This window comes from Corynebacterium tuberculostearicum SK141, assembly GCF_000175635.1.
GTDB lineage: Bacteria > Actinomycetota > Actinomycetes > Mycobacteriales > Mycobacteriaceae > Corynebacterium > Corynebacterium tuberculostearicum_C.
The window spans coordinates 1-14,271 of sequence record NZ_ACVP01000005.1; the positions used below are offsets into that span (position 1 = coordinate 1).

Annotated in this window: 18 protein-coding genes; 10 read left to right on the forward strand and 8 right to left on the reverse strand. The window is 58.9% G+C overall.

Annotated features, from left to right (window positions below):
• Window positions 1-316: 316 nt before the first annotated feature.
• Window positions 317-1,327, reverse strand: coding sequence for a pseudouridine synthase (locus CORTU0001_RS01990; protein ID WP_084771597.1), 1,011 nt, complete (start codon window positions 1,325-1,327; stop codon window positions 317-319).
• Between CORTU0001_RS01990 and CORTU0001_RS11775 the strand changes: the two genes are divergently transcribed.
• The 4 genes from CORTU0001_RS11775 to CORTU0001_RS02005 all read left to right on the forward strand — a co-directional run bounded on the left by CORTU0001_RS11775 (window position 1,308) and on the right by CORTU0001_RS02005 (window position 3,448).
• Window positions 1,308-1,451 (forward strand): hypothetical protein, encoded by a 144-nt coding sequence (locus tag CORTU0001_RS11775; RefSeq protein WP_005325337.1) that lies wholly within the window; start codon window positions 1,308-1,310, stop codon window positions 1,449-1,451. The two genes, CORTU0001_RS01990 and CORTU0001_RS11775, sit on opposite strands and share 20 nt — an antisense overlap.
• 41 nt (window positions 1,452-1,492) lie before the next feature.
• The gene (locus CORTU0001_RS01995) at window positions 1,493-2,392 is read left to right on the forward strand and encodes a universal stress protein (RefSeq protein WP_005325338.1); all 900 of its coding nucleotides are present in this window, start codon (window positions 1,493-1,495) and stop codon (window positions 2,390-2,392) included.
• 120 nt (window positions 2,393-2,512) lie between these two features.
• Window positions 2,513-2,761, forward strand: coding sequence for a GlsB/YeaQ/YmgE family stress response membrane protein (locus CORTU0001_RS02000; RefSeq protein ID WP_005327014.1), 249 nt, complete (start codon window positions 2,513-2,515; stop codon window positions 2,759-2,761).
• A 78-nt stretch (window positions 2,762-2,839) separates the two neighbouring features.
• On the forward strand, window positions 2,840-3,448 hold the full coding sequence (locus CORTU0001_RS02005) for a TetR/AcrR family transcriptional regulator (protein ID WP_005327015.1): 609 nt from the start codon (window positions 2,840-2,842) through the stop codon (window positions 3,446-3,448).
• Here the strand turns inward: CORTU0001_RS02005 and yidC are convergent.
• Window positions 3,405-4,349 (reverse strand): membrane protein insertase YidC, encoded by a 945-nt coding sequence (yidC, locus tag CORTU0001_RS02010; protein WP_005327017.1) that lies wholly within the window; start codon window positions 4,347-4,349, stop codon window positions 3,405-3,407. The genes CORTU0001_RS02005 and yidC overlap by 44 nt on opposite strands.
• Window positions 4,350-4,382: 33 nt before the next feature.
• On the opposite strand from yidC, the gene CORTU0001_RS02015 reads away from it, so the two are divergent.
• Together CORTU0001_RS02015 and CORTU0001_RS11780 are read left to right on the forward strand one after the other, a co-directional pair.
• Complete coding sequence (locus CORTU0001_RS02015) at window positions 4,383-5,045, forward strand: class E sortase (protein ID WP_005327018.1); 663 nt, start codon at window positions 4,383-4,385, stop codon at window positions 5,043-5,045.
• On the forward strand, window positions 5,045-5,197 hold the full coding sequence (locus CORTU0001_RS11780; RefSeq protein WP_005325347.1) for a hypothetical protein: 153 nt from the start codon (window positions 5,045-5,047) through the stop codon (window positions 5,195-5,197). Before CORTU0001_RS02015 ends, CORTU0001_RS11780 begins: the two co-directional genes overlap by 1 nt.
• Here CORTU0001_RS11780 and CORTU0001_RS02025 read toward each other — a convergent pair.
• Window positions 5,194-5,730: a DUF2020 domain-containing protein gene (locus tag CORTU0001_RS02025; protein ID WP_034667995.1), complete on the reverse strand. Its 537-nt coding sequence runs from the start codon at window positions 5,728-5,730 to the stop codon at window positions 5,194-5,196. The two genes, CORTU0001_RS11780 and CORTU0001_RS02025, sit on opposite strands and share 4 nt — an antisense overlap.
• Between CORTU0001_RS02025 and CORTU0001_RS02030 the strand changes: the two genes are divergently transcribed.
• Together CORTU0001_RS02030 and CORTU0001_RS02035 are read left to right on the forward strand one after the other, a co-directional pair.
• Window positions 5,729-6,892, forward strand: a complete 1,164-nt coding sequence (locus tag CORTU0001_RS02030) for a sensor histidine kinase (RefSeq protein WP_005327020.1) — start codon at window positions 5,729-5,731, stop codon at window positions 6,890-6,892. The two genes, CORTU0001_RS02025 and CORTU0001_RS02030, sit on opposite strands and share 2 nt — an antisense overlap.
• 37 nt (window positions 6,893-6,929) lie before the next feature.
• The gene (locus CORTU0001_RS02035) at window positions 6,930-7,568 is read left to right on the forward strand and encodes a LuxR C-terminal-related transcriptional regulator (protein ID WP_005327021.1); all 639 of its coding nucleotides are present in this window, start codon (window positions 6,930-6,932) and stop codon (window positions 7,566-7,568) included.
• Here the strand turns inward: CORTU0001_RS02035 and CORTU0001_RS02040 are convergent.
• Window positions 7,565-7,861, reverse strand: coding sequence for a histone-like nucleoid-structuring protein Lsr2 (locus CORTU0001_RS02040; protein ID WP_341858026.1), 297 nt, complete (start codon window positions 7,859-7,861; stop codon window positions 7,565-7,567). The genes CORTU0001_RS02035 and CORTU0001_RS02040 overlap by 4 nt on opposite strands.
• A gap of 203 nt (window positions 7,862-8,064) precedes the next feature.
• Window positions 8,065-8,697, reverse strand: a complete 633-nt coding sequence (locus CORTU0001_RS02045; RefSeq protein WP_005325356.1) for a DUF6474 family protein — start codon at window positions 8,695-8,697, stop codon at window positions 8,065-8,067.
• 69 nt (window positions 8,698-8,766) lie between these two features.
• Between CORTU0001_RS02045 and CORTU0001_RS02050 the strand changes: the two genes are divergently transcribed.
• Entirely contained in the window at window positions 8,767-10,200 is a 1,434-nt protein-coding gene (locus tag CORTU0001_RS02050) for a TM0106 family RecB-like putative nuclease (RefSeq protein ID WP_208853850.1), read from the forward strand.
• On the opposite strand, the gene CORTU0001_RS02055 is transcribed toward CORTU0001_RS02050, so the two are convergent.
• Window positions 10,187-11,485: a hypothetical protein gene (locus CORTU0001_RS02055; RefSeq protein WP_005327024.1), complete on the reverse strand. Its 1,299-nt coding sequence runs from the start codon at window positions 11,483-11,485 to the stop codon at window positions 10,187-10,189. The two genes, CORTU0001_RS02050 and CORTU0001_RS02055, sit on opposite strands and share 14 nt — an antisense overlap.
• Before the next feature lie 10 nt (window positions 11,486-11,495).
• The gene (locus CORTU0001_RS02060; RefSeq protein ID WP_005327025.1) at window positions 11,496-12,647 is read right to left on the reverse strand and encodes an MFS transporter; all 1,152 of its coding nucleotides are present in this window, start codon (window positions 12,645-12,647) and stop codon (window positions 11,496-11,498) included.
• Window positions 12,648-12,718: 71 nt separating this feature from the next.
• On the opposite strand from CORTU0001_RS02060, the gene CORTU0001_RS02065 reads away from it, so the two are divergent.
• Entirely contained in the window at window positions 12,719-13,573 is an 855-nt protein-coding gene (locus CORTU0001_RS02065; RefSeq protein ID WP_005327026.1) for a LysR family transcriptional regulator, read from the forward strand.
• Window positions 13,574-13,615: 42 nt separating this feature from the next.
• Here the strand turns inward: CORTU0001_RS02065 and CORTU0001_RS02070 are convergent, their stop codons facing one another.
• Window positions 13,616-14,218, reverse strand: coding sequence for a superoxide dismutase (locus CORTU0001_RS02070; protein WP_005325362.1), 603 nt, complete (start codon window positions 14,216-14,218; stop codon window positions 13,616-13,618).
• Between the last annotated feature and the right edge of the window lie 53 nt (window positions 14,219-14,271).

Genomic DNA, 14,271 nt, shown 5'->3' on the forward strand with positions numbered 1-14,271 from the left:
GCCCAAGAAAGGGAAGAGGACGGAACACGACCGTCCTCTTCCCTTTTTCCACGTTTTGCGGAAGCCGGTGTTACGCGACGGAGCTCGGGGCGAGCTGCATGCTGCGGTCTTTCTTCGTCGCTGAAGTATATAGCTATTAGGCTCCCCAGGAGAACACTTCAGGCGACTGGTTGTGTTCCCGCACCCAACTGTGCTTATTGCCGGGGATCTACGAACTAGAAATGGCTCGGTGGTTTTCCTTTGTTCACTCGCAGATAGCCCGCTTTGGTTCTAGGTTTGGTCACGTGACAGTTTCATGGACTACACAATGTGTCGGCTATGCCTGATCGATTAGGCGGTGCGTGTAGAGAGGAAGGGCGGACTCGAACTCCTGGTACTTCCCGCTGAGCGGGTCAGTGAATTCGATGTGCGTTGCTGTGAGGTGCATTGGGATGCGCATATCCTCAGCATCCTCGGGATAGATTTCTGGATAGACAGGATCACCCAGGATGGGTATTCCAGCTTGCCACATGTGGAGGCGCAATTGATGGGTCTTGCCCGTGGTGGGTTTGAGCGTGTATTTGCCTAATTGTGGCAGTTCTCCGTGGATCTTTTCATAGGGGGCGTTATCTATTAGTTCTACTGCAGTCAGAGTAGTAAATGCGTTGGGGATGCCATCGCCTATGCGGCCTTGGATTTCGCCGGGGGTTTTGGTGAGGTGGGAGGCCCACTGTAGGGGCGTCGGAAAGCGGCGGTATTCGGCGATCGCCTGATAGGTTTTTTGTACCTTCTTTTCCGCGAAGAGGGTTTGGTAGGCGCCCCGAACATCGCGATGCTTGGTGAATAACAAAATTCCCGAGGTAAGTCTGTCGAGGCGGTGCGCCGGTGCGAGCTCGTCGTTTCCTGTCATTCGTCGGAGCTGGACTGTAGCTGTCTGTACGATGTGGCGTGCGCGTGGCATGGTTGCCATAAACGGCGGCTTATCGGCGACGAGGATATGTTCATCCTCGAAGAGAATGGGGACGTCGTAAGGCACCGGTGTTTCGGGTGCCGGAATGCGGTAGAAAAAGACGTCCTCGTCGTTGCCTAATATTGAGTCCGGCCGAAGCTTGGTCTGATTGCGTAGGACAACCTCGCCAGAGTCGAAGCGCGCCTGGAGCGCCGAGGCGTCGTCGTCGGGGTGTCGATGGCGTTGTGCCGAAATTACTGCACTAAGAAAATCCCAGGCCGTTATGCCTGCCTCGGGAGTGCGCACGCGGGTTGGATTCAGACCGTCTTTGATCGGCAAAGGCGTGAAACCTTTTCGGCGATGTATTAATGTTTTGTCCATGGATTTTAACTCTCTCATTGAACCGGTTGTTGCCTTTTTCTCTGAAGGTATTGGTGCCGTAATTCGCACCGTCCTGGAGTTTGTGTACACCGTTATGTTCCCGTCGAATTCCGAGGCTGCAACCGTCAACCCTCAAGCCTAATCCGTACTACAATTAAGGTATAACCACCGAAAGGACACATCATGGCTAAGGAAGACATTGTAGTCGTTGCCGTTGACGGTTCGGATGCATCGAAGAATGCAGTTCGTTGGGCCGCAAATACGGCTATGAAGCGCGAGATTCCACTGCGAATCGCATCTAGCTACACCATGCCACAGTTCCTGTACGCAGAGGGCATGGTTCCGCCAAAGGAGCTTTTTGACGACTTGCAGGCCGAGACCCTCGAGAAGATCGAGGAAGCTCGCGCCATCGCTCATGAGGTAGCCCCAGAGCTGAAGATTGGTCACACTGTGGCCGAGGGCTCCCCGATCGACATGCTGCTAGAAATGTCGCACGATGTCACCATGATCGTCATGGGCTCCCGCGGCATGGGTGGCCTGTCCGGCATGGTGATGGGTTCCGTCTCCGCTTCGGTAGTGTCCCACGCCTCTTGCCCGGTGGTCGTTGTTCGCGAAGATAATCATGTTACGGACTCCACCAAGTACGGCCCTGTCGTCGTTGGCGTGGATGGTTCCGAGGTTTCGCAGAAGGCCACGGCTTACGCCTTCCGTGAGGCACAGGCCCGCGGTGCTGCTTTGATTGCCGTGCATACTTGGATGGATATGCAGGTGCAGGCTTCCTTGGCGGGTCTGTCGGCCGCCCAGTCCGAGTGGGCTGATATTGAAAAGGAACAGAGCGAGCTTCTGACTGAGAATCTGAAAGAGCCACGCGAGGAGTATCCGGAGGTTGAGGTAAAGAAGCTCATCACCCGTGATCGTCCAGTGAGCGCTTTGACCGAGGCTGCAGAAGGCGCGCAGCTTTTGGTTGTTGGTTCGCACGGCCGAGGCGGCTTTAAAGGTATGCTCTTGGGCTCGACTTCTCGCGCACTGTTGCAGTCCGCACCGTGCCCGATGATGGTTGTCCGTCCGGATGAGGAAAGCTAAAAGCTGCCGTTTATAGAGCGCTTCGCCCACAAGGGCGGAGCGCTCTTGTTGTGTGGGGCCGCCTTAGGTACTGTGCGCTCGTGTACGCTAAGGTATTACCCGCTAATTTAGGAGGATTGCATGAATTTGGGTTTGGGGCTTATTAGCTCGATTGTTATTGGTATCATTGCCGGCTGGCTGGCAGAAAAGATTATGAAGCGCGACCACGGCCTGCTGACCAACCTTATTGTTGGTGTGCTGGGTGGCATTATCGGTGGCATGATTATCCACTTCCTGAACATTGAGGAAGGTGGATGGATTTTCTCCTTGATTGCCGCTACGGGTGGTGCTTGTATCCTGTTGTGGATCGTGGGGCTCATCAAGAAGTAGCCCGAATTTAATTCGCGTACAAACCGGTTTGTCTATAAAGTATAGATGAACCGGCTTTGTCGTTTTAGAGAGGAACCCATGGCAGAGAAGAAGTCGCGCCGTAATCGGCCCAGCCCGCGCAGCCGGCTGCTGGAATCGGCGACCAAGCTTTTTACCACCGAAGGCATTCGTGTCATCGGAATCGACCGCATCCTGCGCGAGGCGGATGTGGCTAAAGCTTCTTTGTACTCTTTATTTGGTTCCAAAGACGCGCTCGTTATCGCTTATGTAGAAGCTTTGGATGAGAAGTTCCGCCAAGATTGGGAGCAGCGTACCGCGGAGATGACGGATCCGGATCAAAAGATCCTGGCGTTTTTTGATAAGGCGATCGAGGAAGAACCCACGCAGGAATTCCGTGGCTCCCACTTCTTGAATGCCGCCGGAGAGTATCCGCGCCCCGAAACCGAGGCGGAACACGGTATCGTGGCTGCCTGCGTTGAACACCGCAATTGGGTGCATTCCACTCTGACGGCCTTGCTAACCGAGCGCAATGGTTACCCATCGTCCTCGCAGGCGAGCCAGCTGTTGATTTTCTTGGATGGCGGCCGTGCGGGTGCTCGGCTCACCAAGGAGATTGGGCCGCTGCAGACGGCCCGCGACCTGGCTACTCAGATGCTTTCTGCTCCCCCTGCTGATTATTCGATTTAAGGTACTTTCGGGCCTCCATACGTAGCTGGCTGACCCGCTTCTTCTCCTCCTTGGAGAGGGCGGGTTCTTTTTCGCGCTTGCGCCAGCGGCGAATGCTTTCGCGGCGCATAGCGTGGACATCCTCAGTAAGCGGGTAGTCGCGGTGCAAAATGATCTCAAAGATAGCGGTTTGGATCAGCATGAAGAGATAGGCGCAGCCCCAGTAAAGGATGATGGCCACTGGGATAGGTCCGGTTTGGGCTAGGTGCCACAGGAAGAATGGGATCACCAGGAGCAAAAAGCCCATGAGAATGAAGACGCGGCGGTTGACCTTCTGATCAAATTGAGTGGTGCGGAAACTGCGCACGAGGGAAATGACGGAATTAGCCATGGTAAAGGCGATGGCGGCAATGAGGATGGGATTGATGAGGTCGCCGTGCTCGCGGGCGAAATCCGTCAGCGGAGCGCCGTAAAAGGTGGTTTCGCGGAAGGCCGAGACGTCGGAGGCATTCAACATGCCCACGGTGGTGGAGCCGCGCTCAATATTGGACATGCGCAGGAGCACTTGATAGAGGCCGATGAAGGCCGGAATCATGATGAGCGGGGGAACACAACCAGCTGCGGGGTTGTAGTTATAGCTCTTCATGAGGTTCTTTTCCTCTTGCATGAGCTCCGCCATCTCCTCGGTGGTGGTGGCGCTATTCATCTGCTTTTTGATGCGGTTATTCTCCGGGCGGATGAGTGCGCCGATGCGGGCGGAGCGTACGGATATCCAGTTCAAGGGAACAACGACGCCGCGCACGGTGATAACCAGCAGGATGATGGAGATCAGCCAGGCCGTAGATTCACCGACGAAGCTGCTGATGAGCCAGTGCCAGAATTTCATGATTCCGGAAACTGGGTACATGAAGACTTCGTACATGCTCAACCTTTCATGGGCAGTATGGTTTAAGGCATGACTAAAGTTCTAGGGGAACTCATGCTAACCATTGGCGTGGTTCTTTTACTCTTTGCATTCTATGAAGCCTATTGGACAAATGTAGAATCCGGTCAGCTGCAGGAGGAGGCGAGCGCTCACCTCGACGAGCAATGGCGCAATCCGCGGCAGAAGTTGGAGCCGGAGTTGGGTGAGGCGTTCGCGCAGCTTTATATTCCCACGTTCGGTTCTGACTACCGCTTCGCCATCATTGAGGGCACCAATGAAGATGACCTGCTGCGCGGCCCGGGGCGTTACCTGGATTCCCAGATGCCGGGAGAGATGGGCAATTTTGCGGTTGCGGGCCACCGCGTGGGCAAGGGAGCTCCCTTTAATGACTTGGGCAAGCTAGAGACCTGCGATGACATCGTGGTGGAGACGCAGAAGGAGCGAATTACCTATCGCGTATTGCCCATCGATGGCGAGCAGGCGGACTGTTTCAATGGAATTCCGCCGGAGTATTCGCACGTAGCTGGCCGGCATATTACGACGCCTGGCGACGTCTCGGTGACCAACCCCGTGCCAGAGTCGGACGCCGAACCGAGCCGCGAGATCTTGACCTTGACCACGTGTCACCCGCAGTTTTCCAACGCGGAGCGCATGATTGTGCACGCTATGGAAGTAGAAAAAGAGGAGAAATAATGTATCGCGCTTTGTGGAATCTCTTGCCGGGACCGACGCCGGTGAAGGCCATCTTGGCCATTGCTATTGCGGTGGGAGTCTTCTTCCTACTTATGGAGGTTGTATTCCCGTGGCTGTCGCCGATGATGCCGTACAACGACGTCGCGGTTTAAAGGCCCAAGTTGGCGATCGCTTCGTGGGCGATCTGCTCTGATTTAACGGTTTGTTGCTGGTTGCTCCACACCAGCACCGCGTGCGTGTCCTTCTGGACGGCGTACACGGCGTGCTCATTGACTACGCCCCGGCCACCTTCCCAGCCGTCGAAGGAGGCCGGTTCGGTGGCGTCGATAGGTGCGGCCCAATCCACTGCGGCGCGGGCGTCGTCGACCGTGGGCATATCGCGCACGATGACGGTGGCTTGTGGGTCGTCCTGGTAGGACCAAAAGACGCAGGCCGGGGTGGGAAAGCGCGTGTCGATGCCCTGCTTGGTCAGGCGCTGGCCGTTGGTTTCTTCGAGCCAGCCAGGTCCGATGTAGGGGCAATCGCTCCAGTCATTGACTTCCGCGGATTGGGCCACGTTAACCTCCGGTGCCTCCGAAGCCTCCGGAGTGACCGTAGTGGTTGGTGCAGGAGTGGGTGCGGATGAATCGCAGCCGGCGATCCCAAAAGTGGCTAAGGCGAGTAGGGGAAGTAGGCTTTTGCGCATGAGCCCCACAATAGACCGGGATGCCGATGCGTTGCGCACCGGCATCCATATCCTGACCGCTGGCCTGCTGGTGGTAGGCATTTTTACCTCCGCACGAATGCCGCTTTCGCAAGCGATCATCAACCTGCTGCTCTTGGTGGGCTTTGCGGCCGTGTACTTCGCAGGCTCGGTATACGGGGAATATTGGGCAAGACCGGTGCGCTACCTGTGGCTGTGCATCCTCTCGGTGCTGTGGGTGGCGGACCTGTTCGTGGCCCCAGCGGCAATCTATTTGGTTTTCGCCATGTTCTTTTTGTACCTCACGGTGCTGGACATGGCGGCGGGCATCGCGTGCGTCATCGTTGCCTCGATCATTACCGTGGTGGTGCAGATTCCGCAGGGCCTGACCTTCGGTGGTGTCATGGGGCCGGCGGTCTCGGCGCTGGTGACGATAGCGATCACCTACGCCTTCCGGACGCTGTCGCGGATGAATAAAGAGTTGATTGAAACCCGTTCACAGCTGGCTGCCACGGAGCGCGATGCCGGCATGGTGGCCGAACGTCAGCGCATTGCGCACGAGATTCATGACACCCTTGCCCAGGGACTGTCTTCCATTCAAATGCTCCTGCATTCGGCGGACCGTGATCTGGATAAGCAGGACGCGGGCAAAGCGCGAGAGCGCATCGAGCTGGCCCGCAGGACGGCCGCGGATAATTTGCACGAAGCGCGGGCAATGATTGCCGCTTTGCAGCCGCCGACGCTCAATGAGGCATCCCTTGAGGCCGCGTTGACCCGTATGGCGGAAAATTTCGGCGCTACCGGAGATATCCACGTTGAGGTGGAATCCGAAGGAGAGGTGCAGCAGCTGCCCATGAAGGTAGAGGCGGCGCTGCTGCGGATTGCGCAGGGCGCTGTGGGGAACGTCGTCAAGCATGCAGAGGCAAGCCGCGCCCGGATCACGGTGACCTATGAGGGCGATGAGGTGCGCCTGGACGTGGTGGATAACGGCAAGGGCTTTGATCCAGCCGCGGTGGAAAGTACCCCGGCAGGGCTGGGGCATATTGGGCTGGCCGCAATTAGGCGCCGGGCACAGGAGCTAGGTGGGGAGGTCATTATTGAATCCGCGCCGGGGGAGGGCACTGCCGTGTCAGTTAGTATGCCCTTAGGCAACCGGGTAGATTAAACTTTTGGTTGACAATGACATCGATAGGAGGAATGTCGTGATTCGGGTCCTATTGGCAGATGACCACGAAATCGTCCGCCTGGGTCTGCGCTCCGTGCTTGAGGGCGCAGAGGATATCGACGTCGTAGGGGAGGTTGCTACGGCCGAAGCTGCGGTGTCGGCAGCGCAGGCGGGCGGCATCGATGTCATTTTGATGGACCTGCGCTTCGGCGCGGGCGTAGAAGGAACCCGCGTTATGGGCGGCGCGGAGGCAACCGCGCAGATTCGCTCCGCGATGGCCACCCCGCCCAAGGTCCTCGTGGTTACCAACTATGACACTGATGCGGATATCCTCGGCGCTATCGAAGCCGGTGCCGTGGGCTATTTGCTCAAGGACGCACCACCGCACGAGCTGCTGGCCGCAGTGCGCTCGACTGCGGAGGGTGATTCGGCGCTATCTCCCATCGTGGCCGATAGGTTGATGACTCGCGTGCGTACGCCACGCACCTCGCTCACGCCGCGTGAGCTGGAGGTCTTGCAGCTAGTTGCGGCGGGTGCGTCGAACCGCCAGATTGGCCAGGACCTTATGTTGTCTGAGGCCACGGTAAAGTCCCACCTCGTGCACATCTATGACAAGTTGGGCGTGCGCTCGCGCACCTCCGCTGTGGCGGCAGCGCGCGAGCAAGGCGTGCTTTAATTAGCGGCGTTATAGGCCTCGATGACGTCCTGCCGGATCTTTCCGCGGTGCGCCACTGGCAGGCCTTGGGTGCGGGCCCATTCGCGGATTTGGCTGGGGCTTGCCCGCTGCGCATCAGGTGCGGGGGCTATGCGGGCGGCGTCCACGTAGGGGGCGAGCAGATTATGGAAATGCCGCGCGTTATCCGTGGAGAGATCGATAAGGTAATTTTGACCGTTTACGCTGAAGCGAACGACTTCTAGCTGGTCTTCAGGGATTAGGGTGTGGTCCAAGTCGTCGTAAAATTGGGTCACTTCACGGCGGGAAATATTTCCTCCAATTTTAAAAATTGCACCAAGCACAGAGAGCACAAACGGTGTTAAAGGGGTAGGGCGGTGAGAAGATTTTCAGCAACTTTTTCTGGCCGAAAATACTTTTCCCGAAAAAATCCCGGATCTTTATAGAAAATAATTAAACGCCACCACCGAATAGGAGGCGGTGGCGGCGTGTATCTCTTTTACTGGGCCAGGCGCTGCTGGATTTCCGCAGTAATGGAGTCAATTTCCGAGCTAATGGTCTTGTGAGCGCGGCGGCGCTGCTGCTCGGTCATGAACTCGGCATTATCGATGGCGGAGTCCACTTCTTGCAGGCGGTCACGCACATCGCGCTTGAAGCCGGCCGGAACGTCCGTGTTATCGAGGGAGTTGCGGATGCCGGCGGTGCGGGCCTTGAGCGGCGCACCGTAGCCGGAGAAGGAAGCCATCTGATCCGAGCTCACGCCCGCCTTAGCGGCCTTGCGCTTTTCGCCCTCGGTCTTCAGGCCCACGTAACCGCGGTAGAGGAGCGGCAGCAGTAGGGGTGCTGCGGTGCGCAGTGCACCGGCATAACGCTTGACATTATCGGAGTTAAAGCGGCCGGCCTTGAGCTTGGCTAGCTCGTTCTTGGCCATCTTCTCCTCGTGCTTGCGGCGCTTCTTGAGGCCCTTTTCCTCCGACTTAATGAGGTGCTTTTCCTGCTTGGCCAGGAGCTTTTGCTGGCGGCGACGGTCCTTAGACTGGGCCTTTACCTCTGCCTTGGCACGGGTCTTGGCGGCCTTTGCCTGTGCGCGTGCTTCTTGGCGGGCCTTTTTAACTTTCTTCAGAATGCTCATTAAATTTCCCTCACGTTTGATCGAGTCTGGATTCAACTTTACCTTGCCGTTCTATTAAGCTCACCCGGTGTGGAGGATGTGGTTGTTGCTTCGGACCTTGTGGGGTGCCGCTACCGCTTAGTACAGCGGCGCGCGCACCCCGAGATGCCGCGTACCCATGCCTCGATTGCCCGAGCAGAACGCCACGCGGCCGCAGTGGAGGCCGTCATGGAGATGTTTCCCCGCAAGGGCTCTGGCCGGTTCCGCCGCATCGATCTGGAAGGCGATGAGTGGGAGCGCTCCATGCGCACCCTTGAGGCCTTAGCTTCTGGGTATACGCACATCACCAACGCGGTCTTCGCCACCGCGGAGTGGATGGTGCGCGTAGATTTGCTGCTGCGCGAGGGCGATAAGTACACCCCAATTATCGTGTCCAATCACCGTGTGGCCCGCAAGAATGACACTAAGACGACGCCGGCGGTGCCTACCCACCGCTTGGGCCTGAGTGAGCCGCTCGAGGCGCCGTATAAGCTGCGCCATCATGCGGTAGATGGTTACCGCTTAGCGTTTGCCGCCCGTGCTTTGCACGATCTCGGACTCGATTCCGGCCGGGGCGGGGCCATCGGCCAGGACCGCACCCGGGCATTTTTTACGGAAACAGCCAAGTTTGATCTGGAACGCGCCTGGAATCAGCCGCTTCCTACCGCCCCGGTGCGGGTCAAGGAGTGTGCGAGCTGCCGCTTTTGGTCTTTGTGCGAGCAAGAGCTGGTGGCAGCGGATGATATTTCGCTTTTCCTATCCGGCGACCGCGCTAAGCCTTACCGCGAGCGCGGGATTACTACCGTGCAGGCGCTTATCGACGCCGACCTAGGCGAGCCCTCCCGCCTTGCTGCTGCCTGGCGCGCCGGGGAAGTGTTGCTGCGCCGCGGCGACGTGCACGTTCCGCGCGCGGACGTCGAGGTAGACGTGGATATGGAAGCCTACCTGGACCAAGGCTCGTACCTATGGGGAGCCTGGCACGACGGCAACTACGTTCCGTTCGTTACGTGGGAGCCGTTGGGCGGGCGCGCCGAGGCGGAGAACTTTGCGGCGTTCTGGCGCTGGTTGATGGATGTGCGTGCTAAGGCCCATGCGGAGGGCAAAACCTTTGCTGCATATTGCTACTCGGCCCACGGCGAAAACCACTGGATGCGCATGTCCGCGCAGCGCTTCCGCGAGGTGGATGAGCGGGAGGTAGAAGAGTTTATCTCTTCACCGGAGTGGGTGGATATGTTCGCCCACGTCAAACGATCCTTCGCCGGCCCCTTTGGCCTAGGCCTGAAGGTAGTCGCCCCGGAAGCGGGGTTTACCTGGCCAGAAGAAGACTTCGACGGCGAAGAATCCGTGAACGCGCGTCGCGAGGCGCTAGCCGGTGACCTCGTGGCGCGGCAGCGTTTGCTGGACTATAACTCCGGCGATGTCCAGGCCACCCGCGCGGTCCGCGAGTGGATGGACGTCGGCGCGCCGGGTACTACAGCGCTGTAAATAGGGCGTAGATGACCGCGAGGATCGCTATGCCCGCATAGACCTGGTTCCATTCTGGCCCCGGCTTCGGATCCGGGCCCTCCGCCTTCTTCATCAAGACCTGCTTCTGGGCCTTGACCGCCCGGGCGATGAGCACGGGGTAGACCGCCAGGGACAGGATGCACAGGAGGGAGGCGACCACCTTAAGCAGGGAAATATCGGTGCCGATCCAGATGAGCAGCCCACCGTTGACGAAGGTGGCGCGCAGGAGACCGAGTTTGTCCAGCTGCTGCAAGCCCGCCCGGACGGCAGCGGGGCCGCCACCCATGGTGCTGGGCAAGAGGTAGCTCATCACGCCGATGAGCAGTTGGCCGGCAAACCCCACCAGCAAGGCGAGGGTGGGCAGCGCCGGCTCGGGCATAAAGAAATGCTGCACCGTGTAGTACACCAAAGGCAGCACCAGCCATAACGAGGCCATGAGCACGGAGACCGAGGCAAAGGTGATGCGATCGCGCGGGTCCTTAGCCACCGTCAGTACATTAGCGAGCCACTGCTGTAAGCTCAGCGCCCAACCGCAGCAGTAGGCGATAAGTCCCAACTCGGGGAAGCCGAGGAAAGCGCCCACGATGGTGGCAACCACACCGACTGCGAGCAGCGCAAAGGAGGAGTGCATGTGGCGATTAATACCTTGGGTGCGCCAGATGGAGGGGAAAAGGATAGTGAGAGAACCGGCCGCGGCCAAGCCGATGAATCCGCCGATATTGGCGGCGATATGGGCCAGCAGGAGCGTGGGGTGGCCGGGGGAGACGGCCAGCAGGCCGCCAAAGATGGCACCCACCGGCAGGCACAGGGCGGAAAGAACATAAGCGCCCACCACGGGGCGGAAGCGCTTATCTTTGGCACCGCGCCATTGCTGAAAGAGCGATACCGCATGCCAGAGCATCATCAGGGCAATGAGCGTGGCGCCCACCTGGGTGACAATCCAGTGTTGGGACCAGAACTCCATGAGAATTTGGCCGATTAACGCGAGGATGATTCCGGCATTGAGGCCATAGATGCGGGCCAATTGGGTAGGACGGGTGGATTCGGGGAGGCGCTGTTGGGTGAATTTCTCCGTGAGGTGCTGGGACCACACGATGATGCTATTGCTCACCAGTCCGAGGGTGAATAGGTGGATGAGCACCCACCGGTAGTTCGGGACCAAGGTATGCGTTGCACCCACGAGGATGAAGACCATCATCCACAGGGATACGGGACGGGAGGCCTTGCGGTGCCATGTCCGCGCCGACCACTTATTCTCAGGCATAAAACCGATTTTAGTCGGTTTTAATCTTGGTCCAAGTCAGCGCAGTAAGGGCGAGGGCTACGGCGGTGAAGAAGGCGATGAAAAGGGGCCACGATAGGGCGTCGAAAAGCAGGCCGGCACACGCGCCCACCACAGAAGAGCCAAAGTAATAGCAGAACACGTACATCGAGGAAGCTTCCGCGCGGTCGTGGGTGGCAATCTGGCCCACCCACCCGGAGGCGGTGGAGTGTACGGCGAAAAAGCCCACGGTAAAGGCGATCATGCCGAGAAGCGTCAGCGGAAGGTTACCGGCGCACAACGCGATGCCCACAGTAAAAAGCGCGGCCGAGCCGCACAGGGTCTTCCCGTGGCCGATTCGGGCCACCAGCGCTCCAGCCCGAGCCGAGGACCAGGTGCCAGAAAGGTAGAAGAGGAAAGCCAAGCCGGCGAGCGAAGGGGCCAAGCCAAAATCATCGATGAGCCGGAAGGTTAAGAAGTTATACATGGAGACAAACGTGCCCATGGACAGGAATGCGGTGAGAAAGAGCAAGGCCAAATCCCGGTTGGCCCAATGACCAAAGAGTGCCCTGCTTTCGGTCTTGAGGTGGATGGATTTAGGCCGGAAATTGCGTTGGGTAGGAAGCAGCAGCCACGACGTAATGGCAAAGGCGAGTGAGACCAGCGCCGAGCCGAAGAGCGCCCAGCGCCACGTGGAAATCTCCACCAGTCCAGTGGGGATGAGGCGGCCGGTAAGGCCACCGACGGAGGTGCCTGCAATGTAGAGGCCCATTGCCCGCGGCAGGGCTTTGTCATCGAGTTCTTCAGAAAGCCATGCCATTGCGGTGGCGGGGGCGCCAGAGAGCAGCGCACCCTGCAGGCCGCGCACCACGATGAGCTGCCATCCTTCCTGGGCGAGGGGCACAATGAGTCCTACTCCGGTCGCGGCAACGGCCGAAATCAGCAGGATACGTCCGCGGCCGAAGCGCTCGGAGAGGATCGATGCGGGCACCACGCATAGTGCCAGCGCGCCCGTGGCTGCCGATACGGTCATGGCCGCCTCGGTGGAAGAAAGGCCCATGTTGTCTACCAGCGTGGGAAGAATGGCTTGGGTGGAATACAGGCTGGAGAAAATAGCCAAGCCCACCAGGAGCATGGCCACCGTAGCGCGCCGCGTTCGAGTCATATCATTTAGCCTGCCCGGATACGCAGCATGTGTAAAATGTGGAAAATTACACTAATCGATGCGGAGTATGCATGAATGTGGAGGATGTCCGCGGCTTCCTCGCCGTGGTGGATCATGGTCGCGTGGGCGCTGCGGCCGATGAATTGGGGATCTCCCAATCCGCGCTGACCCGCCGCGTACAGCGCGTAGAAGCTAGTCTTGGCGCCCGCCTTTTCGAGCGCACTGGGCGCACCCTGCACGTGAACTCGCGCGGGAGGGCCTTCGCTGCAGCCGGGCGGGAAATGCTCCGCGCCTACCAAATAGGGCGGGACGATGTTGCTCGCCTCATGGATCCAGAGCGCGGCACCGTGCGCCTAGATTTCATGCACTCATTGGGCACCTGGCTGGTTCCGGACCTGCTCAAGAGCTATCGCGCGCAGCACCCGCACGTGGATATAAGCCTGCATCAAGGCGCGGCGCAGGAGTTGGTGAGCAGGGTGGAAAACGGCGAATCCGACCTTGCCCTCGTGGGCCCGCGGCCTGATGCAGCCCTAGGCTGGCACCAGATTAAGGTGCAGCGACTAGGCCTTGCGGTGCCGGAAGGCCACTGGGCAGCGAACCGGCGGGAGGTGAAACTAGCGGAATTCGCTGCAGAACCGTTCATCGGCATGCTCCCAGGCTATGGCACGCGCATGCTTCTCGATGCCCTCGCGGACGACGCTGGCTTTAGCCCCCACCTCGTCTTCGAGTCGATGGAGCTTACTACCGTTGCGGGGCTGGTAGCGGCAGGACTCGGGGTGGCGCTTTTGCCGCTGGATGATCCCTATCTGCAGGTGGGGAGCTTGATCCCCCTCACGCCGCCGGCGTACCGCGAGCTCGGTTTGGTGTGGCGCGCCGGGGATGATGCGCCCCCAGTGCGGCAATTCCGGGAATTTATCCGGGCATAGAAAAAGCCGCCCCAGAGGGGCGGCCGAAGTAACTAAAAGGAGTTACTTGGTGGCTGCAGCGAAACGCTCAGCAACGTCATCCCAGTTGAAGACGTTCCATACGGCCTTAACGTAGTCAGCCTTAACGTTCTTGTACTGCAGGTAGAAAGCGTGCTCCCACATATCCAGCATCAGCAGCGGGGTGAAGTTGATGGAGGTATTACCCTGCTGGTCAGTCAGCTGCTCGATGATCAGGCGGCCAGCAATGTGGTCGTAGCCCAGAACGGCCCAGCCGGAGCCCTGCAGGGAGGTAGCAGCGGCGGAGAAGTGAGCCTTGAACTTCTCAAAGGAGCCGAAGTCGCGGTTGATGGCCTCTGCCAGCTCGCCGGTAGGCTCGCCGCCACCGTTCGGGGACAGGTTCTTCCAGAAGATGGAGTGGTTGGTGTGGCCACCCAGGTTAAATGCCAAGTTCTTGGAGAGGGCGCGGATGCGATCCGGGTTAGCCTCACCGTTGCGCTCTTCCTCGAGTGCCTCGAGTGCAGCGTTAGCGCCAGCAACGTAGGTTGCGTGGTGCTTATCGTGGTGGAGCTCCATGATCTCTGCGGAGATGTGTGGCTCCAGTGCGTCGAATGCGTATGGGAGGTCAGGAAGTTCGTAAACAGCCATTTGTTAAATCCTTTCTTCGGGTACGTGTCCCGATGATAGGCACGGTTGAAAGA